Origin of the sequence: Clostridium sp. BNL1100 (assembly GCF_000244875.1) — a bacterium.
In the GTDB taxonomy this organism is placed as follows: Bacteria; Bacillota; Clostridia; order Acetivibrionales; family DSM-1351; genus Ruminiclostridium.
Genome location: NC_016791.1, coordinates 4,070,918 through 4,092,532, shown reverse-complemented (window position 1 = coordinate 4,092,532; position 21,615 = coordinate 4,070,918). Strand labels below are relative to the sequence as shown.

Below are 21,615 nucleotides of genomic sequence, written 5' to 3'. Positions count from 1 at the left end.
GGAAAATAAAGGTATAAATAGTATATAATATGGAATAATTTATATAACGGCATACTGATTCAATAATAATCTTATCTTTCCCTTGTGAGAGGGATTTTTTTTTATTAGGAGCGGCCTTTTATAAAAGCCGCTCCTAAACGTCAGTTTTGCAGGTATTCCTCTATGGTATTTACATACCACGTCCTGGAATAATTGCATCGACTACACCATATACCAGTGCAGCAATAACAGCAGCAAGGAGAGAGATATTATATCCCGGTACTATAAACTTGATAACATAGATGATAACGGCTGCAATTATGAAGCCGGAAATTCCACGTCCGAATGGCGTCGCATTTACACCTGTTATCTTGTTTACTGCCCAGTCCAGTACTGCCAGTACTACTGCTGCAAGCAATAATGAAAACCATGATGAAATCGAAAAACCTGGTGTTAAAAATGCTGTGATTGCCAGAATGACAGCTCCGATTACTACACGTAATATGAGATGTCCTAGGCCAAAACCTTGTCTGTTTTCTACTTTATCCATGGTATATTGTCCTTTCATGTTAAAAGATATTACTTGCTATAATAGTGTTACACGTTTATTCGGTACATATTCAGTAAAATAATGGTCATTAATTATTGCTGACTTTGACTGCTTTGTGATTGCTGTCCCTGTTGTTGCTGACCTTGTTGCTGTTGCTTTCCCATAGAACCCATACCTGAGATTATTTGAGGTATTTTGTCCATAAGTTGGCTTGTAGCTGTAGGGCCAACCTGAAGCATTGAAACGTTGTCCTTGTCTACGATTATCACTGCATCTGTACAAAGCTTTGCTCCAAGACCTAAAGCGCCTCCTGCCATGTTGTTGGCCATACCGGAGGTAGTGCCTCCTGCTTGTTCTTTTGTACTGGTGCCATGGTTTTTGCTAGCCGTATTACCTGTTCCATAGCCAAGAGTTACTGAGACTACAGGAATAAAGGTTTTATCCCCATGTGTAACCGGCTTTCCTATTAAACCTTCATTCTGAGTAAAGTCTTCAAGGTTTGAAAATAATGTGGTTACATTCTGATTCATGTTTGTATCCATTGTAATTCCCTCCTGTAAAGTCTTCGTATTTTTATTATTTTCATAATAGCCGGGCCCATGTATATTTTGGCAGAAGCATTTAAATATACGTAATCTTTATCTGCAAGAAAGTCCGGTTGGTTTTCAAAAGTACTTATATTGATTAATTGCGAAACCATGTTTACAGCTCCGCAAGTAATACCTGTATCAAAGGGATTACTAAAACCATAGTGTGTAGTGACCTGTATATCTTCAGGTTCTATAGCTCTCAAATAATCCATACTGTGGCCTTTACCCACTTTTTTCTTTAATGTCCTTTTTAATAAATGCTTTCCAAAAATATGAATATTTAAAATCGGCTTGCTATTTTCTAATGTAACCCGGGCCATTATGAACGGGTGAAGCCACAAAGCTGTTGCTTGTAATATTGAATTATCCGTATCCAATACGAAATCAGTCTTTAACGGTATAATAAACAGTAGTATAATTAAAATTGCCAATACTGCAATAATTGCTGAAACTATTAGAGAAACTATAATTAATACCAATTAAAATGACCTCCATATAAAGTTTGATTACAATTTTATAGATTTGCCTTGATAAAAAGTTTTATTCTATCAATATTTACATAAAAAAACTACAAAATGCTAAATATAAAGAAAAGCACTCCGTAGTTTTTACCTTTTGGAGGAATACTATGGATAATTTTATTAATGAAAAGCCGCTGCCGGACATCCTTGCACCGGGACTTAAAGTTGTTTTTATAGGTTATAATCCAGGCTTGCTTTCTGCTAGAAACAGGCACCATTATTCACATAAAAGCAACAGATTCTGGAGATTTTTGTTTGAATCAGGTCTTACACCTTCCAGATTCGAACCGGAGAATGACAGGAAAATACTTGAACTTGGATATGGCTCCACAAACATTGTTGACAGGCAGACTAAAGCTGCCAACGAAATTGGCACTGATGAAGTTGTTGAAGGTTCAGCAAACCTTTACAGGCTTTTGGATACTTTAAAACCTCGAATTGCCTGCTATGTGGGAATTGGAGTGTACCGTGCATATGCTTCAAGCATTTTGAAGGTACCTGCATCCGGAATTAATGTAAAGCCCGGCCTTCAATCCGCAAGTATACTGGAAGCTACCTTGGATTTTGTTTGCTACAGTACAAGCGGGCTGAATACAGTTCCTTTTGCCGAACAATGCAAGTGCTTTGCTGATTTGAAAAAACTTTTGGATTCTATTGGGTAACGGAGGAGATTTTATGAACGAAAATGAAATTGAACTTACCACGTATGACAGGCTTTTGAGAGCATGGGAAAATTCCATGGAGTTGGTAAGGGACTACGAAATGTACTCAAAAAGGATTGAAGATGAAAAGATTAAGCAGGTGTTCAAGGATTTTGCAGAAGACGAAGGAATGCATGCCAGTAAGCTTCGTAATATCCTGTTGGATTACAAAAGACAGTAATAACGAGTTTATTCCAAAATTATCTGAAACTTTGGCGTGGTTAATGGATACTAATATTTGCCATGCCAAAGATTTTGTTTTTTTGCAGGTTCTACCCATGTTTATCAATCCGGCCAAATATGGTATTATATTGGTTATAAATTAAGGAAACGGTGGTTGACCAATGAAACAGCCTTCTCAAAAGATATTATCACAGAATAAAACATATAAAATTGATATAACGGGTTTAACTCATGAAGGACAGGGTGTAGGTAAAATTGAGGGATTTGTAGTTTTTGTTGACGGGGTTCTTCCCGGAGAAAATGTTGACGTTAAAATAGTAAAACAGACCAAGAGCTATGCAGTGGGAAGGCTTGTTAAAATAAACAATTCTTCAGAGGACAGAGTAAAACCATTTTGTCCAGTCTATGACAAATGCGGAGGTTGTGCGGTTCAGCATATGTCTTATCAGGCACAGCTGGATTTTAAAAAGGATACTGTTCTGCAAAATATCAGAAGAATTGGCGGCCTTCAGGATGTTACAGTAAATAACACAATTGGAATGGAAAATCCATATAAGTACAGGAATAAGGTCCAATACCCGGTTGGTTCTAATAATGGTGAAATCAGAATCGGGTTCTATGAGACAAGGTCTCATAATATTATTGACGGCAATTTGTGTGATATCCAGCCTGATGAGAGTAATGAAATAAGGGATGTTGTAAGAAATTTTTGCAAGGATGCAGGTATAGCAATTTATGATGAGAAAACCGGCAAGGGACTACTTCGCCACGTAATGGTTAGAAAGGGCTTTAAAACCGGTGAAATTATGGTGGTGCTGGTCGTCAACGGTGATATACTGGTAAAATCGGATGAACTGGTTAAAAAGCTGCTTAAAGGATTTCCAGATATTAAGAGTATTATTTTAAATGTAAATACCAGAAATACCAATATTATTCTTGGGGATAAAAATATATGTATTTACGGGCAGAAGTACATAACTGACTTTATTGGAAGTTTCAGATTTGAGATTTCTCCTTTGTCTTTTTTTCAGGTGAATCCTATTCAGACGGAAGTTTTGTATGAAAAGGCTCTTGAATATGCAGGCCTTTCCGGGAATGAAACGGTTTTTGACCTTTACTGTGGTATAGGAACTATTTCGCTTTTCCTTTCTCAAAAGGCAAAGCGTGTTGTAGGGGTAGAGGTTGTTGCTGATGCTATTAGTGATGCTAAAAGAAATGCTGAAATCAATGATGTCTCTAATGTAGAATTCCTGGTGGGAGAGGCAGAGAAGGTTATACCTGAGCTGTATGCACAGGGAGTAAAAGCGGATGTGGTGGTTGTAGACCCACCAAGGAAAGGCTGTGACGAGGTGCTGCTTAATACTTTGGTGGAAATGCAGCCACAGCGAATTGTTTACGTAAGCTGTAATCCGTCCACGCTGGCAAGGGACCTTAAATACCTGACAGAACATGGGTTTGAAGTGAAGGAAGTGCAGCCGGTGGATATGTTTCCGTGGACGGGGCACGTTGAGACGGTCGTATTGATGTCAAGGGTTGAGAAATAAGAGTATAAAAGTGCTTGATATAAAGAGATTTCCGTGATTTTGAACCATATTCAAGCTGGGTTCAAGGTCACGGATTTTTTATTGTAAGAACATATCTAAAAACAAAAAAACACAAGGTTGTGTGGACATTATTACTTTTTGGCAACTGAGTTGACGAAATTACTGTCAAAAAGGTGGCGAGTGGATAGAATTACTGCAAAAATGGGGTTGAGTTGTCTGAAATGTTGAAATATATTTCAATATGATAAATCAGAAATCCTTTATTGAAGTTTAATGAGTTTTTATTGAAAAACTCACTCAGTAATTATAAACCAAATATGTTGACAAAATCATCTTATTTATGCCATAATATTAAATAGATTTGTTAATTTACAGAACGGAGGACGGTTATATGATAAAAAACAATATTGAAAAAGATATTAAAATAAAATGTGTTGAAGCTGATACAACACAAGCTGCTTTGGCTGAAAAAATAGGAAAAACCGTACAGTATGTAAATCGTATCGTAAAGAAAGATGATGGTGTTGTAAATAAAACTTTTATTCAAATGATGGAAGGATTAGGTTATGACATTAGACTTATCTACGAAAAAAGGGAGGAAAATGACAATGAATAAGCAGCAACTTGCAGCTACAATATGGGAATCCGCAAATCAAATGAGGTCAAAAATTGAGGCTAATGAATATAAGGATTTTATTCTTGGCTTTATATTTTATAAATTTTTATCAGAAAAAGAGGTTGCATTATTTAGAAAAGAAAATTTAACTGATGCTGATATTGAAAAAGTAAATGAAGAGGATGTTAAGTATGCAACTCATGTAAGAGAGAAGTTGGGGTATTTTATTGCATATGAAAATCTTTTTTCAACCTGGCTTAAAAAAGGTAATGATTTTGATATATCGAATGTAAGGGATGCATTATCTGCTTTTGATCGTAACATTGATGATGTATATAAAAAAGTGTTTGAGAAAATTTTCAACACATTGCAGACAGGTTTATCTAAGCTTGGAGAAACAGCTCAGGCACAAACAAAAGCTGTAAAAAGCCTTCTTAAACTGATAAAGAAAATTCCTATGGATGGAAAGCAAGATTATGATGTTCTGGGTTTTATTTACGAATATTTAATTAGTATGTTTGCTGCTAATGCAGGTAAAAAGGCAGGAGAATTCTATACTCCACATGAAGTTTCTGTTCTCATGTCAGAAATTATTGCGGAACATTTGAAAAATAGAAAGCAAATTAAGATATATGATCCTACATCTGGGTCGGGTTCGTTGTTAATCAATATTGGTGACTCTGTTGCAAAATTTATTGAAGGAGAAAACAAGATAGATTATTACGCACAGGAACTCAAAGAAAATACATATAACCTTACAAGAATGAACTTGGTTATGCGCGGCATCAGTCCTGCAAATATTAATGTAAGAAATGGCGATACATTAGAGGACGATTGGCCATTCTTTGAGGATACCGACAAGGATAAAACATACAAATTGATAAGAGTAGATGCCGTGGTTTCTAATCCACCTTACTCACAAAAATGGGATCCATCTGATAAAGAATTTGACCCAAGATATAAGAACTATGGTGTAGCACCAAAGAGCAAAGCAGATTATGCATTTTTATTGCATGATCTATATCACCTTGAAGATGATGGAATAATGACAATTGTTCTTCCGCATGGTGTGCTTTTTAGGGGTGGAGAAGAAGGTAAAATTAGAGAGAATCTCATAGAAAAGAATAACATAGATACCATTATCGGTTTACCATCAAATATTTTCTTTGGTACGAGTATTCCTACTATCGTCATGGTTCTTAAAAGAAATCGCCCTACTTCAGAAGTATTGATTATAGATGCATCAAAAGGGTTTGAGAAAGCCGGAAAGAATAACAAACTGAGAGCCTGCGACATTAAAAAAATTGCTGACACTATTAAGAGCAGAGAATCCATAGAAAAGTATTCTGCTCTTGTTACAAAGAAAACTATCAGAGAAAATGATTATAACCTTAATATTCCTCGCTATGTTAATTCTTTAGAACCTGCAGAAAGTTGGGATATTCATGCGACAATGTTTGGTGGAATTCCTGTAAAGGAAGTGGCACAATTACATGAGTATTGGAATGCTTTCCCCGGCCTTCAAGATGCTGTTTTTGAGAAGATTTCTACTGAATATTTGGCTGTAAAATGTGAGGATATTAAAGCTGCTATCGCCTCCCATGAATCATTGGAAAATTACAAGACTGTTTTTGCTAATGTATTTAGTGATTTTTATGAAAAACTAAAAAATGATTTGATTGAAGGAATTCTTGATGTATCTGCTGAGAATGAGAAAGAAAAGGTAAGCAAGGATATTTTCACAAGAATAGAAAATGTAAAACTTGCTGACAAGTATAAAGCATATCAGATACTTTCGGATAATTGGGATGTGATTTCTACAGATTTGGAAATGATTCAGTCAGAAGGCTTTGAGGTTATCAATCAAGTGGATCCCAACATGGTTATAAAAAAGAAAGAAGCCAACGATGACGAGGTTCCAGAGATACAAGATGGGTGGAAGGGTCATATACTACCCTTTGATTTAGTTCAGAGAGAGATTCTTACAGAAGACTTAGAAGAAATTCAGGCAATAGAGAAAAGATTAACTGAAATCACTTCTTTGTATGCTGAAATCATTGATTCACTTGACGCTGAAGAAAGAGAAAGCAGTGTGTTGAATGACACTAATGATGCTTTTGTAGCAAAAGAAGTTAAGAGTTTTGTTGCAGACGCTCTTAGCGATGTGGAAAATGATGAAATCAAAGCATTAAGAGAATATCTAAGGCTTTCAAAGAAAAAAGAAAAGATAGATTATATAAATAAATGTGATAAAGTTTCGTGGGATTTAATGGAGCAAGGTACTGATGGAACATATAAGAAAGTCTCTGTTACTAGTAGAATAAGCGAATTACAAAGAATGTATGAATTCCCGGAAGGTTCTTTTGAACAGAAAGTGATGACCGTATTATCTCTTATGGAAGAAGAAAGCCAGGCTAAAAAAGATCTAAAACAGAAATCAGAAGCACTCCATATTAAGACCAAAGAAACTATTGAAAATCTGGATGAGGACGAATCCTTGCGTTTATTGGAATTAAAATGGATAAAGCCATTAGTAGATTCTCTTTTCGATATTCCAGATGAAATCATTGGGGAACTGATTAACAAAGTAATTCATCTACACGATAAATATTGCACTACGTTTTCTGATATTGAAAATCAAATTGAAAACACAAGTAAACTATTATCAAGTATGATTGATGAACTTGTTGGTAGTGATTCTGACATCGAAGGATTAACAGAATTAAAGAAGATTTTGGGGGTACAGTGATGCATAAAAAAAGAAAAAGACCTGAAATCAGATTCGCTGGACATGAAACTGAGTGGATTGAGAAAAAGTTTGATGACACATTCGATATGCTTTCTAATAATACATTATCTAGAGATGCTTTAAACTATGATGGTGGTGTGGCAAAAAACGTTCATTACGGTGATGTATTAGTCAAGTTTGGAGAGTATCTTGATGTTAATCGTGAGCAGCTCCCTTATATCAATGATGCTACGGTTGCACAGAAGTTCTTTAAATCGTACTTGAAAGATGGAGATATTGTTATTGCAGATACTGCTGAAGACGAGTCGGTAGGAAAATGTACGGAAGTAGTTGGTGTTGGTGGTACTCCGATTATTTCAGGATTGCATACAATCCCTTGCCGCCCAAAACAAAAATATGCACCAAAGTATATGGGGTATTATTTGAATTCAAATGCTTATCACGATAGGTTATTACCTCTAATGCAGGGCGTTAAAGTTACCTCAATTTCAAAAACAGGAATAAAAGAGACCGATGTTATTCTTTCAGACGAATTTGAAGAGCAAGCAAAAATAGGAGAATTTTTATCCTCTTTAGATGATATGATAGCTTCAGAGGTGTCTAAGTATAAAAAGCTCATAATTGTAAAAATGTCCTTGATGGATAAAATGTTTCCCAAGAATGGTAGCAATGTGCCAGAGGTTAGGTTTAATGGATTTGCAAACCCTTGGAAACAATGTACGGTTGGAGAGATTCTTGTAGAGCGTAATGAACAATTACCAAAAAGCAATGAATACCCACTTATGGCTTTTGTAGCAAATGAAGGGGTTGCCCCGAAAGGTGATAGATACGATAGAAGTTTTCTTGTAAATGACAATGAAAATAAAGCGTACAAGAGAACAGAATTTGGAGATTTTATTTATAGTTCAAATAATCTCGAAACAGGATCTATTGGGCTTAACAAGTATGGAAAAGCCTCGCTTTCACCGGTTTATAGCATTTTTGAACCAACAGAAAACACAGATTCGGATTTCATCGGTAGAATGCTTATTAGAAAAGAATTTATAAATGAAATGGTTAAATGGAGACAAGGTGTTGTTTATGGTCAGTGGCGTATCCACGAATCAGATTTTCTAAAAATTAATGTCTTTGTTCCTAAGATAGAAGAGCAGAGAAAAATCGGAAATTTTCTTGATAGCTTAGATAACCTTATCACCTTTCATCAGTGCAGGCTTGAAAAATTAAGAAATATTAAATCTTCTTGTATGGATAAGATGTTTGTTTAGGAGGTGGGGAAATTGTATTTTGATAAAGAAACGGATTTTGAAGAGGCTGTCATAAAAGCCTTGATAGAATGTGGTTGGGAGTCAGAAGTAATTCGACATCCTTCAGAAAAAGATTTAATAAAGAACTGGGCTGATATTTTGTTTAACAACAACCGTCAAAGGGATCGTTTGAATGAATGCCCATTGACAGATGGAGAAATGCAGCAGATTATGGAGCAGGTTAAACTACTGCAATCTCCTATCAAATTAAACAGCTTTATAAACGGAAAAAGTGTATCTATTAAACGAGACAACCCAGATGATAAAGAGCATTTTGGTAAAGAGGTTAGCTTAAAAATATATGACCGGCAAGAAATAGCATATGGTGAAAGTCGATATCAAATAGTGCAGCAGCCTCATTTCCCTACCAAATCCCCGATTCTAAATAATAGGCGTGGAGATTTAATGCTTTTGATAAACGGTATGCCAGTTATTCATATTGAATTAAAGAAAAGTGGGATACCCGTTAGTGAAGCTTATAATCAGATTGAGAAATATTCTCATGAGGGTGTTTTTCGAGGCTTGTTTTCGTTAATACAGGTATTTGTTGCTATGCAACCAGAAGAAACCGTGTACTTTGCAAATCCGGGCGAAGGAATGAAGTTTAACAAGGTGTTTTATTTTCATTGGGCTAATTTTAATAATCAGCCTATCAATAAATGGGATGAAGTGGTTGCGAAATTACTAAACATTCCTATGGCTCATATGCTTATTGGTTTTTATACTATTGCAGATACTGACGAAGGCGTATTAAAAGTAATGAGAAGTTATCAGTATTACGCAGCAATTGGTATAGCTGATAAGGTGGCGAAAAAGAATTGGAAGGATAACAACCAATTAGGCGGTCATGTGTGGCATACGACTGGCTCAGGAAAAACAATGACTAGTTTTAAATCTGCACAGTTAATTGCAAGTTCACACGATGCAGATAAGGTCATATTTTTGGTAGATAGAAAGGAATTAGGTATACAATCATTAAAGGAATATAGGTCCTTTGCAAATGAAAGCGAAGCGGTGCAAGCTACAGAAAATACCGATATCCTTATTTCAAAGCTTAAGAGTGATGATTTGGATAATACTCTAATAGTAACTTCCATTCAAAAACTAAGTAACATCTCTGAAGATGCTCAGGGATTAAATGAAGCTGATTTGAAAATAATCAAAACAAAGCGAATTGCAATTATTATAGACGAATGTCATCGTTCCACTTTTGGCGAAATGTTAACTACTATTAAAAATACATTTAAACATTCAATAATTTTTGGATTTACAGGTACACCTATACAGGATGTAAATATAAAGAAGGATAGTACAACTCCGACAATATTTGGTGATGAAATACATCGTTATACATTAGCAGATGGCATTAGAGATAAGAATGTTTTAGGTTTTGATCCATACATGGTAAAAATCTTTGATGACTCAGATTTGAGACAAGCTGTTGCTCTTCATAAGGCTAAGGCAGCTACAGTGGAAGAAGTAATGGGTGACCCTCAAAAAGAAAAGATGTTCTACAAGTACATGGATTCATCACAAGTCAAAATGTATGGAGAACAAGTTGATGGAAAATGGGTTGCAGGGATTGAAGATTTCATACCAAATGAGCAATATCAAACTGCTGAATACAGGAATGGCGTAATATCAGATATTAAGAAAAAATGGACTATTTATAGCCGAGGCAGAAAGTTCCATGCGATTTTTGCCACAAGCAGTATTCCAGAGGCTGTTGCGTATTATCGATTAATGAAAGCAGAAATGCCTAATTTATCTATTGCGGCCATGTTTGATCCAAGCATTGATAATGAAGGTGGTGGCTCTTTAGAAAAAGAGGACGGGATTGTAGAAATGCTTGAAGACTACAACAATAGGTTTTCACAGACTTTTACTATCCCGTCATATGATAAATTCAGAAAAGATGTTAGCTTAAGATTGGCTCACAAAAAGCCTTATGAACGTATTACGCAGGACGAACAAATTGATATTCTTATTGTTGTGAATCAGATGCTTACGGGATTCGATTCTAAATGGGTTAACACCTTATATTTAGATAAGGTAATGGAATACGAAAATCTTATTCAGGCATTTTCAAGAACCAATCGATTATTTAATATTGCAGAAAAGCCTTTTGGCATTATCAAGTATTACAGACGCCCTAATACTATGGAGAAAAATATAGAGGCAGCAGTAAAAGCATATTCAGGAGACATCCCAACAGGTCTATTTGTAGATAAATTGCCAAACAACCTGAGACAGATGAATTCTTTATTTGATGAAATAGAGGCTTTATTTAAAAACGCAGGGATTATCGATTTTGAAAGACTACCAGATGAATCCTCTGTAAAAGCTAAATTTGCAAAACAATTTAAACAGTTTTCTACACATTTAGAGGCAGCAACAATACAAGGCTTTACTTGGAGTCAAAATACATATACGGATGAAAACGGTTCAAGCATTGTAATGCATTTAGATGAAATGACATACCTCATTCTTCTTGCTAGATATAAAGAACTAGCTAAAGGTGGAGGAGGTGGACGTGGTGGAGATGTTCCATACGAAATTGACACACATATTACGGAATACGATACTGAAAAGATTGATGCAGACTATATGAACTCTCGATTTGAAAAATTCATGAAGTTGATACAAAGTGAATATGATGCGGAATCTTTGGAGAAGACACTAAAAGAACTGCATAAGTCATTCTCTATGCTATCTCAAGAAGAACAAAAGTATGCCAACATTTTCATTCACGATATTCAAGCAGGAAATATTCACATCAGTCCGGGTAAATCGTTTAGAGATTACATCTCTGAAATGATGAAAAATGCGGAAGATCTTAGAATTAAGCATGTTATTAAAAGACTTGGTTGCAATGAAAGACTCCTTCGTGAATTGCTAGAAAGAAAAGTAACAAAAGAAACAATAGAGGCTCATGGTAAATTTGAAGAATTAAAGGCTACTGTAGATAGCCAAAAAGCAAGGTCATTCTTTATTATTGTAGAACAAAATAACTATCAAGAATCCAGGCTTGTAATGTATATTGAACGATATTTGAGACATTTTCTTTTGAGTGGTGGTGAAGATCCTTATGCTTATCTTTATCCTAATGTTGAACATAACGAAGTTATAAGAGAAAAAAATGAAAGCGAATATTGTGCTAGTGTTGGGGTTGTTTTAACAGAAGAAAAAATGAAAGGAAAATCTAAGGTATCTTCTGTAAAAAGTGCAACATTGAATAATTGGTATTCGGAGAGTAAGGCATTAGCTTGTATGATAGAAACTGACTGTTTCGCTTATGTAGAAAACAAGCTGTGTATCTACGATAACAAATATATTCAGTGTGACGATAACGGAAGAATGCGCCTTACAAATTATGCAAAAGCACATGAGGAAGAATGTTTCCTTCAATTTGTAATTGACCATGAAACTGGAGAATTACATTATGTAACATTACCTGCAGCTATGGCAAGTAAATCTTTCAATTATTATGATGAAATAAGTGAAGAACTACTCACCAAATATGGACTTGTAAACGAAATATCACATGAAATGTTGATAGCTATAAATGGACTTGACTTTGGCGATGCATTAACAAAGCTGATGAGCAAAAATGTTTGCAACTATTCAGTTAGGTTGCTGAGGGATACTACAGGCTTAGATAATAGAACTATTAGTAATATGAAAAGAGGAACAAACCTTACTAAGCTTAATGTTATTTCAACTTGTTTAGGTATACATATTCCGTTCCGCGTTAGTGATAAGATGTTACAACTTGCTGAGTTATCTTTGAACTTCGACGTACCTGGAAAAAAAGGTGAGGAAAATAGCATATATGATGCTCTTCTACATTTGAAATGGGCAACTGATTATGATGATGTCTATGAAGAATTGAAGGAACAACGCTATGATTACTTGATTCACCAACCCCCAGTTAAAAATTAGATATATTGAAAAACAGATCAGACTTTAGAGAAGTCTGGTCTTTTTTTTTGCTCAAAAATATTTTTGTTGAACTTTATTCAACGGATATTAACGGTATAATGGGCAATTTTCAAGTAATTTAAAATTTTATACGGATAAAAGCAGCAAATAACGCTTTTTGCTGTTGAAGTTTATTCAACGGGCAAAAAAAGTAAAAGTATTATCATTACCATAACAGGAGGACAAACCTCCTGAAATAAAATCTCAATGTCCGAGATGCGCATTAGGACGGCGGGATGCATAAAGAGTTCAGAACACAGTGATAAAGACTGTGTTTGGAATGAAGATGCACCCACCGTGATTTCGTGCGCCCATTTTTAGGACAAGCGGAGTCTGTGGCCATCTTCACCACAGGCTCTTTTTGTATTCCGCCGCCCAATGCCGGGACGGAAAGGAATACTTAATGAAGATTCGAATTTTGTATGAAGAAAACATCAAAAACGGCCACAAGTTCTACACCACAATTGATATTCCGGATGATGATTACAGCATCATGCTGGATATCGACTATGAGCAGCGTCTTGCAGAAGCAAAGCCAGAAAAGAAGGCTGAAGTAAAGCGTTGTGAGACTGTACAGGAAATGTTCGACCTTATGAACAGTAAGGAATATAACAACTGGCGCAGATTTCATAGGCATCTCGGTAAACCAAATACCCCATATCGCAAAGATGATGAAGCTGAGGATGAAACGGATGTAATGGATACTATTGCAGATGATTCACAGGAGGTTGAGCGTAATCTCCATTACGAACACGAGGCTGTTTGCCAATTGGTACATAAGGCTCTCGGTAAAAAGCAAGATTGGATAGATATGTTTATTGCAGTACGGATCGATGGCATGCCAATCCGTGATTATGCCCGCTCTATCGGCGCTGATGAAAACAATATCAGCCAAAAGCTAAAACGTGCAGAGAAAAAAATTAAAGAGTTTTTAGAAAACCATCAGATTTGACCTTTTCTCAAGGCTACCAGTTAGGAGGTCAAGATCTCCAAAAAATTATGAGGAGGTAATTCTGATGAGAGAATTAATACCTAAAGACAAATATGGTGTATTTGCCGACACCAAGGATACGGCAAGAGTAGATAGCTTGTTTGTTGCTGAGTTCTTTGAGAAGGAGCATAAGAATGTGCTGCGTGACATTGCAAAAATCACTGACCCTAATTCTGGTTTAAGTAAAGAATTTGCTCAGCTCAATTTTGAGCCGACCTCATACACGGATGGTTGGAACAGAAAGCAAAAGGCTTATGCCATGACCCGTGATGGTTTCACTATGTTAGTCATGGGATATACGGGACAAAAAGCAATGAAGTTTAAAGAGTTATACATTAAACGCTTTAATGAAATGGAGCAGTTTATTAAGACGCTTGTTTCAGCCCGTAAAGAGTTCCCTTTGCTGACAGACAACATTAAGCTACTTCACGAAAATCCCAAGCCATATCACTTCAGTAATGAATGCGACATGATTAACCGCATTGTTACCGGGATGTCTGCAAAGCAATTTAGAATAGCCAACGGTATCGAAAAGGGTAAAAGCATCCGTCCCTACCTATCCGATGAGCAGATTACGATGCTTGAAACTTTGCAGAAAGTGGATGTGGGTTTGTTAGTAGCTGTTCCGGACTATCAGCAGCGTAAGCGTCATTTGGAATGGTACAAGTTGAAGATGGAAGAAAACGCAAATTAAGGAGGGTAATTATTATGTTTTATGTGAAAGAAAAATTGAACGATACCATGGAGGTATCCATTGAAATAACAGATGAGAATGTATTTTGTCATTGCCCTATGTGTGGCACTGAGGTGTCAGTAGACATTGCAGAAATTTTAAGTGACGGAGAGAGCGATCTATTTGGCACGGCAGTATTTTGTGATGAATGTGGCAAGAAGGTTAGAGCTGGAGGTAGACGTTATGAGCATAAATAAATTCAATTCAGAAGGATATCATGATCCGACTCCCCATGAAGCACTTACCAATGTAACCCGTGAGGAAAAGGCAGCAGTAAAAGCTGCCTTCAAGCCTCTTGTCTATATCTGCTCTCCCTTTAGCGGAGATATTGAAAACAATAATAAGCGGACACGGGAGTTCTGCCGTTTCGCATTAGAAAAAGGAAATATCCCTCTCGCTCCCCATCTTATGTTTCCTCAGTTTATGGATGACAGCAATGAGAAAGAGCGTGACCTCGCTATTTTCATGGACATTATCTTAATGGGAAAATGCCAAGAGGTCTGGGTTTTAGGTGATGTTATTTCAAGGGGTATGAGTATTGAAATTGAAAAAGCAAAGAAACGCAGACAGCCGGTTAGGTATTTCAATAAAGATTTTGAGGAGGTAGATGCTCTATGAGTGAAATAAAAGCAATACAGACCAAATATAAAGGTTACCTCTTCCGTTCAAGACTTGAGGCTCGCTGGGCGGTATTCTTCGATTGCTGTGGTGTTGAATATGAGTATGAACCCGAAGGCTATGACCTAGGAAACGGTTTGATGTATCTTCCGGATTTTCTTCTTCATGGTGTAGATGGTAGAGATGGCGGTGACCTTTATGTTGAGGTTAAGGGTCAGATGACCGAGGACGATGCGAAGAAGATTAACCGTTTCTACGAGTTAGGGAAAGAAGATCCTGATGCTTACGGAAAGTCCAAGACCGCAATCCTTGTGGTTGGCAATATTCCAAGTGGTGGGGATATTGACGATATCCTTTGGTGCATTGAAGGTGAAGCTTATGCAAACAACGGAGATTGGCCTAATAGCTACAATTTTGAGACCATTGACGGTGACCACTTTGCTGCATATCCGGGAATCAACAAGAACGGTAAGTTCGAACTCTTTGGTGATGATTCTAACTACCTCTGCGATATGGATGATGCGGCAACAGAGAAAGCTTACCGTATTGCCAGGCAGGCAAGGTTTGAGCATGGGGAAAGACCTCATTTGAAAGGAGGGTTCTAAATGCGAGAATTAGCGATTGCCTATGGGAACAATCGGCAGGCAAAGAAATGGGTCAATAAGACCACCTCTTTTGATGAGTTGAAAGAAAGGTTGAAAGTTACTATCCGAACAACGGAATCTGCCGAAGAATATGCCAAGTTCAGCAAGGCACAAAAGGATAATGCGAAAGACCATGGAGGTTTCGTTGCAGGTGCGTTAAAAGGCGGTCGTAGAAAAATTGACACTGTGGAGCTACGTTCTATGGTTGCCCTGGATGGAGATAGGATAGATAAAACTTTTCTTGAAAACTATGAAACCAGCACACCTTATACCTCTGTTCTTTATACAACACATAGCAGTACTGATGAAAACCCAAGAGTCCGTCTTATCTTTCCTCTTACAAGGGATGTGACTCCGGAAGAGTTTGTAGCGGTTTCAAGATACTTGGCACAGATGCTCGGCATTGATTATTTCGATGAATGTTCCTATCAGCCGAATCAGCTGATGTACTGGCCGTCCACTCCGTCAAACGGGAGTTTTGTATATAAGGAAGTAGATAAGAATTGGCTCAACCCGGATGAAATATTAAATGCTCACCCTGAATGGACAGATCCTACGAGGCTGCCGACTTCATCCAGGGAGAGCAAGGCAAATACAGTAGCAAATCAGAAGGTGCAAGACCCTCTTGAGAAGGACGGCATTGTCGGACTTTTTAACAGGGTTTATTTCCCTATATCAAAAGCAATCGAAGCGTTTCTGTCTGATGTATATGAGCCGACAGAAAACGAGAATAGGTATCACCTTATCGAATCAAGCAGTATTGCAGGTGTTGAAATTAAAGAAGATGGCAAATTCGTATACAGCCATCATGCCAAGGACTCGGCATACCTTAAACTCTGCAATGCGTTTGACATCGTGCGTATCCATAAGTTCGGTGACGATGATGATAAGAAGTCCTTTAGGGATATGTGTGAGTTTGCCATGCAGGTTGATAAAGTAAAAGTCCTTGCTGCAAACGAGCGACTTGCGTTAGCTGAGGTGGATTTTTCTGCAGACGGTGATGACTGGAAAACTAGGCTTAAATATCAACCCAAGACAAGCTTACTTGAAAACAGCGTGTACAACTTAAACCTTATCCTAAATAATGATTCGGATTTTGCGAATTTTGCATATAACGAACTGGCAAACCGTATTCAGGTCACAGGTCCACTTCCCTGGGAAAGACCGGAGGGCAACAAGTTCTGGCGAGATGCTGATACAGCACAGATTAAGTCCATTATTGATATACGCTACCTTCCTTTTTCAAGCCGTAACCATGATGTGGCATTTACCAAAATTGCTGATGATAGACGTTTCCATCCTATACGGGATTACCTTGATTCCCTTCCTGCATGGGATGGAACAAAACGTGTAGAGGATGTTTTTATCAAATATCTAAAGGCTGATGATACCGAGTATATACGCACAGTCACCAGAAAGACATTTGCAGCGGCTGTTGCACGCATCTATGTTCCCGGTATTAAGTTTGACTGTGTTCCCGTACTTGATGGTGATCAAGGCATAGGAAAAAGTACTATAGTTAAAGATCTTGTAACCGCAGATTACTATTCTGAAACCCTATCCCTTACCGATATGGATGACAAGTCTGGGGCTGAAAAATTACAAGGGTTCTGGGTGGTTGAAATCGGAGAACTTGCCGGAATGAGAAAAGCGGATATAGAAAAGGTTAAAGCATTCCTCTCAACCTCAGATGATAAATACCGACCATCCTATGGCAAAGTTGTGGAAAGCCATCCAAGACAGTGCATCGTCATTGCAACGGTTAACGGTGAGCGTGGATATCTGCGCGACATCACAGGTAACCGCCGTTTTTGGATTATTAAGGTGCATCAGAAAAAACAGAAAAAGACTTGGAGTTTTACAGAGGAATATAGACAGCAGTTTTGGGCTGAAGCAAAAGAAATATGGAAGTGCGGCGAAAAGTTGTATCTCGAAGGTGACATTTTAGAAGAAGCTGAAAAGGCGCAAAAGGGTGCGATGGAAACTGATGAGCGTGTCGGCATGGTGGAAGAGTACCTTAATACGCCTTTACCTGCGGACTGGGATGATATGGATTTGTTTGCCCGCCGTAACTACTTGAACGGCAGTGAGTTTGGAGGTACCCAGCATATAGGAACTATTGCACGTACGTCAGTAAGCAATGCAGAGATATGGTGTGAATGCCTAAATCATAGTCTCCCTGACTTAAAAACTACGGATAGCTATCAGATTGCAGCACTCATGGCTCAGATTAGCGGATGGGAGCGAACCACTAATATCAAGCGTTTGCCGATTTACGGCAGGCAGCGTTTGTACCAGAAAACTACTTAAGCGTGACACACACAACACAACTTTTTCCCTTATATTCAAAATGGTTTTTTATAAATAAGGGAGTTAAATCCTGTGAGCGCACACCCGCGTAAGTATATATAGGGAAAGGTTGTGTACTTTGTGTCCTTGTGTCAGATGGGAGGTTAAAAGTGAGTGAAAAATATATAGAGCAAAAACTGGTAGCAGCAGTTAAAAACATGGGAGGCATTGCTCCGAAGTTTGTAAGTCCAGGATTTAATGGTATGCCGGACCGCCTTGTACTACTTCCTATGGGTAGAATCGCATTTGTTGAATTAAAAGCACCGGGCAAAATGATGCGTCCCCTACAAGTAAGGCGAAAAAGACAACTGGAAGAGTTAGGGTTTTCGGTTTACTGCATTGATGACGTAGAACAGATTGACGAAGTGTTACGAACGATGGGAGGTGATGCCGAATGAAGTTCATACCACATGATTATCAGCAGTATGCGATTGATTTTATCAAGAGCAAGCCAATATCTGCAATATTCCTTGATATGGGCTTAGGTTAGGAAAAACGGTTATCACTCTTACTTCATTGTTTGACTTATGTCTTGATAAATTTGAAATAAGAAAGGTTCTTGTGATTGCGCCATTAAGAGTTGCATCTCAAACATGGCCTGCAGAAATAAAAAAGTGGGATCACCTCAAAGACTTATCCTACTCTGTGGCTGTAGGAACGGAGAAAGATAGAATCAATGCCCTTATGAAAAGAGCCACCATTTATATTATTAACCGTGAAAATGTAGACTGGCTTGTAAACAAGAGCGGCATCCCCTTTGACTTCGATATGGTTGTCATCGATGAATTATCTTCTTTTAAGTCCTATGGTGCAAAGCGATTCAAAAGCCTTCTGAAAGTAAGACCATCTGTAAGAAGGATTGTAGGTTTGACGGGAACACCTTCAAGTAACGGACTTATGGATTTATGGGCAGAGTTTCGTGTCCTTGATTTAGGTCAGAGGCTTGGAAGGTACATAACCCACTATCGTAGCGCCTACTTTGTACCAGATAAGCGAAATGCTGAGATTATCTTTTCATATAAGCCGTTGCCAGGTGCTGAAGAAAAGATATACAACCAAATATCTGATATTACGATTTCTATGAAGTCTGCAGATTATCTCAAAATGCCTAAATGCATCACAAATGAAGTACCTGTGTATCTGAGTGAAAAGGAATGGATCATTTATTCAGATTTTCGAGATGAGATGGTAGCAAATTTAGGTGATGAGGAAATTGATGCAGTAAATGCGGCAGTTCTTTCCGGCAAACTCCTGCAGATGGCCAATGGTGCTGTTTATGATGATAAAAATAAAGCTCATCTTATTCATGACAGAAAACTTGATGCACTGGAGGACCTAATTGAAGGAGCAAACGGAAAACCGGTGCTTGTTGCCTACTGGTATAAGCATGACCTGGAGCGTATCCAGAAGAGGTTTCCCGTTAGGCAGATAAAGTCATCGAAAGATATAGAAGATTGGAATGAGGGCAGTATTCCAATCGCCGCTATTCATCCAGCAAGTGCAGGGCACGGCCTTAATCTTCAAAGTGGTGGTTCAACACTAATATGGTTTGGGCTTACCTGGTCTTTGGAGTTGTATCAGCAAACCAATGCCCGCCTTTACAGGCAAGGTCAAAATGAAACGGTTGTGATACACCACATTATTGCTAAAGATACCATAGATGATGATGTGATGACTGCACTTACAAGAAAAGAAAAAACACAAACCTCTTTAATTGATGCTGTAAAAGCAAAATTGGAGGTGGTGCGATGACCGACCCTTATGAGCAACTTGCAAATGCCATTATCCTGCAAGCTGTCAAGGATTATAGGGATGCACTAAAGAAACTGAAAAAACGTCCCCGCTATGATCCTGCGAAGGACATGATATCCGAGGTGGAGAGGTTCTTCCATTCTGATTGGTATAGAGAACTTACCTCTGTTGATGGGAATTTCCTAATCAAAAATTTAAGATTGGAGGTAAGAGAAAAATGAAAGTAAAGGAATACTTACACCAAGCGTATCGGCTTGATAAAAGAATACAATCTGACATCGAGGAAATGGAGTGCCTCAGAGAAATGGCGGCGAGTGTATCATCGCCAAGCTGGGATGAGAAGGTGCAAACATCACGAAGTACTGATGCCAAGTTTGTAAGGTGTTTAGAGCGAATTATGGATTTGGAAAGAAAGATAAATGCCGAAGTCGATAATCTTGTAGCACTCAAAGAACAGATAAGGTGTGTCATAAACGAGGTTGAAGACACGGACGAACGCATGGTCTTACGCTATCGGTACGTTCATAACTTCACTTGGGAACAAATCGGTGATGAACTTAATGCCGACAGGACAACAGTTTATAGGTGGCATAATGCAGCACTTAATCATGTGACTCTTCCCGAAAATCCTATTAAAATATAGTTTGCACATTCTGCAACACTTTGCAACAAGATACCACTATCGCAGTTATGTTATTATATAATCAGCAAAATAGATTCCAAGCCTTGTGGGTTCGCCCTGCAGGGCTTTTTCTATGCCCAAAAGCGAGGTGAAACGATGCCTTACAAACCAAAGCGTCCCTGTGCTTATCCCGGCTGCGGTCGGCTTGCTGAACGTGAGCAATACTGTGCTGAGCATCAAAAGGCAATGGACAAACATTACAACCAGTATGAACGTGACCCTTTCTCCAACAAACGATACGGCCGTGCTTGGAAACGCATTCGTGACCGCTACATCAAGTCGCATCCTCTTTGTGAGGAGTGCGAGAAACAAGGCAGTCTCACTCCAGCTGAAGAGGTACACCACATCCTCCCGCTCTCCAAAGGCGGAGGCAACGAGAAGAGCAATCTCATGGCTCTTTGTAAATCCTGTCACTCCAGAATCACTGCCGAGAGCGGTGACCGGTGGGGGCGGTAAAATCTCTAAAACTTTTTAAAGTGGACAGCGGCGTGGGGCTTCGTGTGAAAAAATGCGGTTTCAAACGAGGGAATAGCCTGGGCATGCAAAGTGAGGTGATTATATGGCAAAAGACGGTACAAATCGAGGTGGCGCTCGTGTTGGTGCAGGTGCAAAAAAGAAACCACTGGCTGACAAAATCGCCGAAGGCAATCCGGGAGGCAGGAAACTGACCGTGATGGAATTTAATGATACTGCAGACCTTAAAGGCCTTGAGATGCCCGAACCAAATAAAATGCTCGAGGCTATACAAAAAGACGGCAAAGCACTGGTTGCAGGGGAAATCTACAGAAACACATGGCAGTGGCTGAATGAACGCGGGTGTGCCGTTCTCGTATCACCACAGCTATTGGAGCGATATGCCATGAGCGTGGCTCGTTGGATTCAATGTGAGGAAGCGGTAACTGAATATGGCTTTTTAGCAAAACACCCAACTACGGGTAATGCCATTCAAAGTCCATATGTGGCAATGGGTCAGAATTACATGAATCAAACCAACCGGTTGTGGATGGAGATATTCCAGATCGTCAAAGAAAACTGCACTGGCGAGTACAGTGGTGCTAACCCGCAGGACGATGCAATGGAACGTCTGCTCACAGCAAGGCGGGGAAAATAAATAAGATAGGAGAAAAA

General features: G+C 38.3%; 21 protein-coding genes and 1 pseudogene. 19 read left to right on the top strand and 3 right to left on the bottom strand.

Annotated elements, in window-relative coordinates; genetic code table 11:
- Positions 1-169: 169 nt before the first annotated feature.
- The 3 genes from CLO1100_RS17480 to CLO1100_RS17470 all read right to left on the bottom strand — a co-directional run bounded on the left by CLO1100_RS17480 (position 170) and on the right by CLO1100_RS17470 (position 1,598).
- Positions 170-529 carry a phage holin family protein gene (locus CLO1100_RS17480; protein ID WP_014315101.1) on the bottom strand — a complete coding sequence of 120 codons (360 nt, stop codon included), beginning with the start codon at positions 527-529 and terminating at the stop codon, positions 170-172.
- A 92-nt stretch (positions 530-621) separates the two neighbouring features.
- The gene (locus CLO1100_RS17475) at positions 622-1,071 is read right to left on the bottom strand and encodes a spore germination protein GerW family protein (protein ID WP_014315100.1); all 450 of its coding nucleotides are present in this window, start codon (positions 1,069-1,071) and stop codon (positions 622-624) included.
- On the bottom strand, positions 1,056-1,598 hold the full coding sequence (locus CLO1100_RS17470) for a hypothetical protein (RefSeq protein ID WP_014315099.1): 543 nt from the start codon (positions 1,596-1,598) through the stop codon (positions 1,056-1,058). Before CLO1100_RS17470 ends, CLO1100_RS17475 begins: the two co-directional genes overlap by 16 nt.
- A 149-nt stretch (positions 1,599-1,747) precedes the next feature.
- Between CLO1100_RS17470 and CLO1100_RS17465 the strand changes: the two genes are divergently transcribed.
- From CLO1100_RS17465 to CLO1100_RS17375, 19 genes and pseudogenes are all read left to right on the top strand, one after another.
- Complete coding sequence (locus CLO1100_RS17465; protein ID WP_014315098.1) at positions 1,748-2,302, top strand: mismatch-specific DNA-glycosylase; 555 nt, start codon at positions 1,748-1,750, stop codon at positions 2,300-2,302.
- 13 nt (positions 2,303-2,315) lie between these two features.
- Complete coding sequence (locus CLO1100_RS17460) at positions 2,316-2,522, top strand: ferritin family protein (RefSeq protein ID WP_014315097.1); 207 nt, start codon at positions 2,316-2,318, stop codon at positions 2,520-2,522.
- A gap of 163 nt (positions 2,523-2,685) precedes the next feature.
- Positions 2,686-4,068, top strand: a complete 1,383-nt coding sequence (gene rlmD, locus CLO1100_RS17455) for a 23S rRNA (uracil(1939)-C(5))-methyltransferase RlmD (protein WP_014315096.1) — start codon at positions 2,686-2,688, stop codon at positions 4,066-4,068.
- 391 nt (positions 4,069-4,459) lie between these two features.
- Positions 4,460-4,684: a helix-turn-helix transcriptional regulator gene (locus CLO1100_RS17450; RefSeq protein ID WP_014315095.1), complete on the top strand. Its 225-nt coding sequence runs from the start codon at positions 4,460-4,462 to the stop codon at positions 4,682-4,684.
- On the top strand, positions 4,677-7,433 hold the full coding sequence (locus CLO1100_RS17445; RefSeq protein ID WP_014315094.1) for a type I restriction-modification system subunit M: 2,757 nt from the start codon (positions 4,677-4,679) through the stop codon (positions 7,431-7,433). The genes CLO1100_RS17450 and CLO1100_RS17445 overlap by 8 nt, the downstream gene beginning before the upstream one ends.
- The gene (locus CLO1100_RS20095) at positions 7,433-8,698 is read left to right on the top strand and encodes a restriction endonuclease subunit S (RefSeq protein ID WP_014315093.1); all 1,266 of its coding nucleotides are present in this window, start codon (positions 7,433-7,435) and stop codon (positions 8,696-8,698) included. The genes CLO1100_RS17445 and CLO1100_RS20095 overlap by 1 nt, the downstream gene beginning before the upstream one ends.
- A 12-nt stretch (positions 8,699-8,710) precedes the next feature.
- Complete coding sequence (locus CLO1100_RS17435; RefSeq protein WP_014315092.1) at positions 8,711-12,679, top strand: HsdR family type I site-specific deoxyribonuclease; 3,969 nt, start codon at positions 8,711-8,713, stop codon at positions 12,677-12,679.
- Between the two features lie 442 nt (positions 12,680-13,121).
- Positions 13,122-13,670: a sigma-70 family RNA polymerase sigma factor gene (locus CLO1100_RS17430; protein ID WP_014315091.1), complete on the top strand. Its 549-nt coding sequence runs from the start codon at positions 13,122-13,124 to the stop codon at positions 13,668-13,670.
- Between the two features lie 64 nt (positions 13,671-13,734).
- On the top strand, positions 13,735-14,403 hold the full coding sequence (locus CLO1100_RS17425) for a Rha family transcriptional regulator (protein ID WP_014315090.1): 669 nt from the start codon (positions 13,735-13,737) through the stop codon (positions 14,401-14,403).
- Between the two features lie 14 nt (positions 14,404-14,417).
- The gene (locus CLO1100_RS17420) at positions 14,418-14,639 is read left to right on the top strand and encodes a hypothetical protein (protein WP_014315089.1); all 222 of its coding nucleotides are present in this window, start codon (positions 14,418-14,420) and stop codon (positions 14,637-14,639) included.
- Entirely contained in the window at positions 14,626-15,060 is a 435-nt protein-coding gene (locus CLO1100_RS17415; RefSeq protein ID WP_014315088.1) for a DUF4406 domain-containing protein, read from the top strand. The genes CLO1100_RS17420 and CLO1100_RS17415 overlap by 14 nt, the downstream gene beginning before the upstream one ends.
- Complete coding sequence (locus CLO1100_RS17410; RefSeq protein ID WP_014315087.1) at positions 15,057-15,665, top strand: hypothetical protein; 609 nt, start codon at positions 15,057-15,059, stop codon at positions 15,663-15,665. Before CLO1100_RS17415 ends, CLO1100_RS17410 begins: the two co-directional genes overlap by 4 nt.
- Positions 15,666-18,014, top strand: coding sequence for a virulence-associated E family protein (locus CLO1100_RS17405; RefSeq protein WP_014315086.1), 2,349 nt, complete (start codon positions 15,666-15,668; stop codon positions 18,012-18,014).
- A gap of 149 nt (positions 18,015-18,163) precedes the next feature.
- Complete coding sequence (locus CLO1100_RS17400) at positions 18,164-18,451, top strand: VRR-NUC domain-containing protein (protein ID WP_014315085.1); 288 nt, start codon at positions 18,164-18,166, stop codon at positions 18,449-18,451.
- Positions 18,448-19,805: pseudogene (locus tag CLO1100_RS17395) on the top strand (DEAD/DEAH box helicase). The gene CLO1100_RS17400 and the pseudogene CLO1100_RS17395 overlap by 4 nt, the downstream one beginning before the upstream one ends.
- Positions 19,802-20,026 (top strand): hypothetical protein, encoded by a 225-nt coding sequence (locus tag CLO1100_RS17390; protein ID WP_014315084.1) that lies wholly within the window; start codon positions 19,802-19,804, stop codon positions 20,024-20,026. Before CLO1100_RS17395 ends, CLO1100_RS17390 begins: the two are co-directional and overlap by 4 nt.
- Before the next feature lie 83 nt (positions 20,027-20,109).
- The gene (locus CLO1100_RS17385; protein ID WP_242836609.1) at positions 20,110-20,448 is read left to right on the top strand and encodes a DUF1492 domain-containing protein; all 339 of its coding nucleotides are present in this window, start codon (positions 20,110-20,112) and stop codon (positions 20,446-20,448) included.
- A 135-nt stretch (positions 20,449-20,583) separates the two neighbouring features.
- A complete protein-coding gene (locus CLO1100_RS20360) occupies positions 20,584-20,943 on the top strand; it encodes an HNH endonuclease (protein WP_014315082.1) in 360 nt (119 codons plus the stop codon).
- A gap of 103 nt (positions 20,944-21,046) precedes the next feature.
- Positions 21,047-21,598, top strand: coding sequence for a P27 family phage terminase small subunit (locus CLO1100_RS17375; RefSeq protein ID WP_014315081.1), 552 nt, complete (start codon positions 21,047-21,049; stop codon positions 21,596-21,598).
- Positions 21,599-21,615 lie beyond the last annotated feature (17 nt).

Bases quoted from the DNA above. Each gene is read 5' to 3' on its own strand.
- CLO1100_RS17480 (WP_014315101.1), bottom strand. From the start codon at position 529: ATGGATAAAGTAGAAAACAGACAAGGTTTTGGCCTAGGACATCTCATA.
- CLO1100_RS17475 (WP_014315100.1), bottom strand. From the start codon at position 1,071: ATGGATACAAACATGAATCAGAATGTAACCACATTATTTTCAAACCTT.
- CLO1100_RS17465 (WP_014315098.1), top strand. From the start codon at position 1,748: ATGGATAATTTTATTAATGAAAAGCCGCTGCCGGACATCCTTGCACCG.
- CLO1100_RS17460 (WP_014315097.1), top strand. From the start codon at position 2,316: ATGAACGAAAATGAAATTGAACTTACCACGTATGACAGGCTTTTGAGA.
- rlmD (WP_014315096.1), top strand. From the start codon at position 2,686: ATGAAACAGCCTTCTCAAAAGATATTATCACAGAATAAAACATATAAA.
- CLO1100_RS17450 (WP_014315095.1), top strand. From the start codon at position 4,460: ATGATAAAAAACAATATTGAAAAAGATATTAAAATAAAATGTGTTGAA.
- CLO1100_RS17445 (WP_014315094.1), top strand. From the start codon at position 4,677: ATGAATAAGCAGCAACTTGCAGCTACAATATGGGAATCCGCAAATCAA.
- CLO1100_RS20095 (WP_014315093.1), top strand. From the start codon at position 7,433: ATGCATAAAAAAAGAAAAAGACCTGAAATCAGATTCGCTGGACATGAA.
- CLO1100_RS17430 (WP_014315091.1), top strand. From the start codon at position 13,122: ATGAAGATTCGAATTTTGTATGAAGAAAACATCAAAAACGGCCACAAG.
- CLO1100_RS17425 (WP_014315090.1), top strand. From the start codon at position 13,735: ATGAGAGAATTAATACCTAAAGACAAATATGGTGTATTTGCCGACACC.
- CLO1100_RS17420 (WP_014315089.1), top strand. From the start codon at position 14,418: ATGTTTTATGTGAAAGAAAAATTGAACGATACCATGGAGGTATCCATT.
- CLO1100_RS17415 (WP_014315088.1), top strand. From the start codon at position 14,626: ATGAGCATAAATAAATTCAATTCAGAAGGATATCATGATCCGACTCCC.
- CLO1100_RS17410 (WP_014315087.1), top strand. From the start codon at position 15,057: ATGAGTGAAATAAAAGCAATACAGACCAAATATAAAGGTTACCTCTTC.
- CLO1100_RS17405 (WP_014315086.1), top strand. From the start codon at position 15,666: ATGCGAGAATTAGCGATTGCCTATGGGAACAATCGGCAGGCAAAGAAA.
- CLO1100_RS17390 (WP_014315084.1), top strand. From the start codon at position 19,802: ATGACCGACCCTTATGAGCAACTTGCAAATGCCATTATCCTGCAAGCT.
- CLO1100_RS17385 (WP_242836609.1), top strand. From the start codon at position 20,110: ATGGCGGCGAGTGTATCATCGCCAAGCTGGGATGAGAAGGTGCAAACA.
- CLO1100_RS20360 (WP_014315082.1), top strand. From the start codon at position 20,584: ATGCCTTACAAACCAAAGCGTCCCTGTGCTTATCCCGGCTGCGGTCGG.
- CLO1100_RS17375 (WP_014315081.1), top strand. From the start codon at position 21,047: ATGGCAAAAGACGGTACAAATCGAGGTGGCGCTCGTGTTGGTGCAGGT.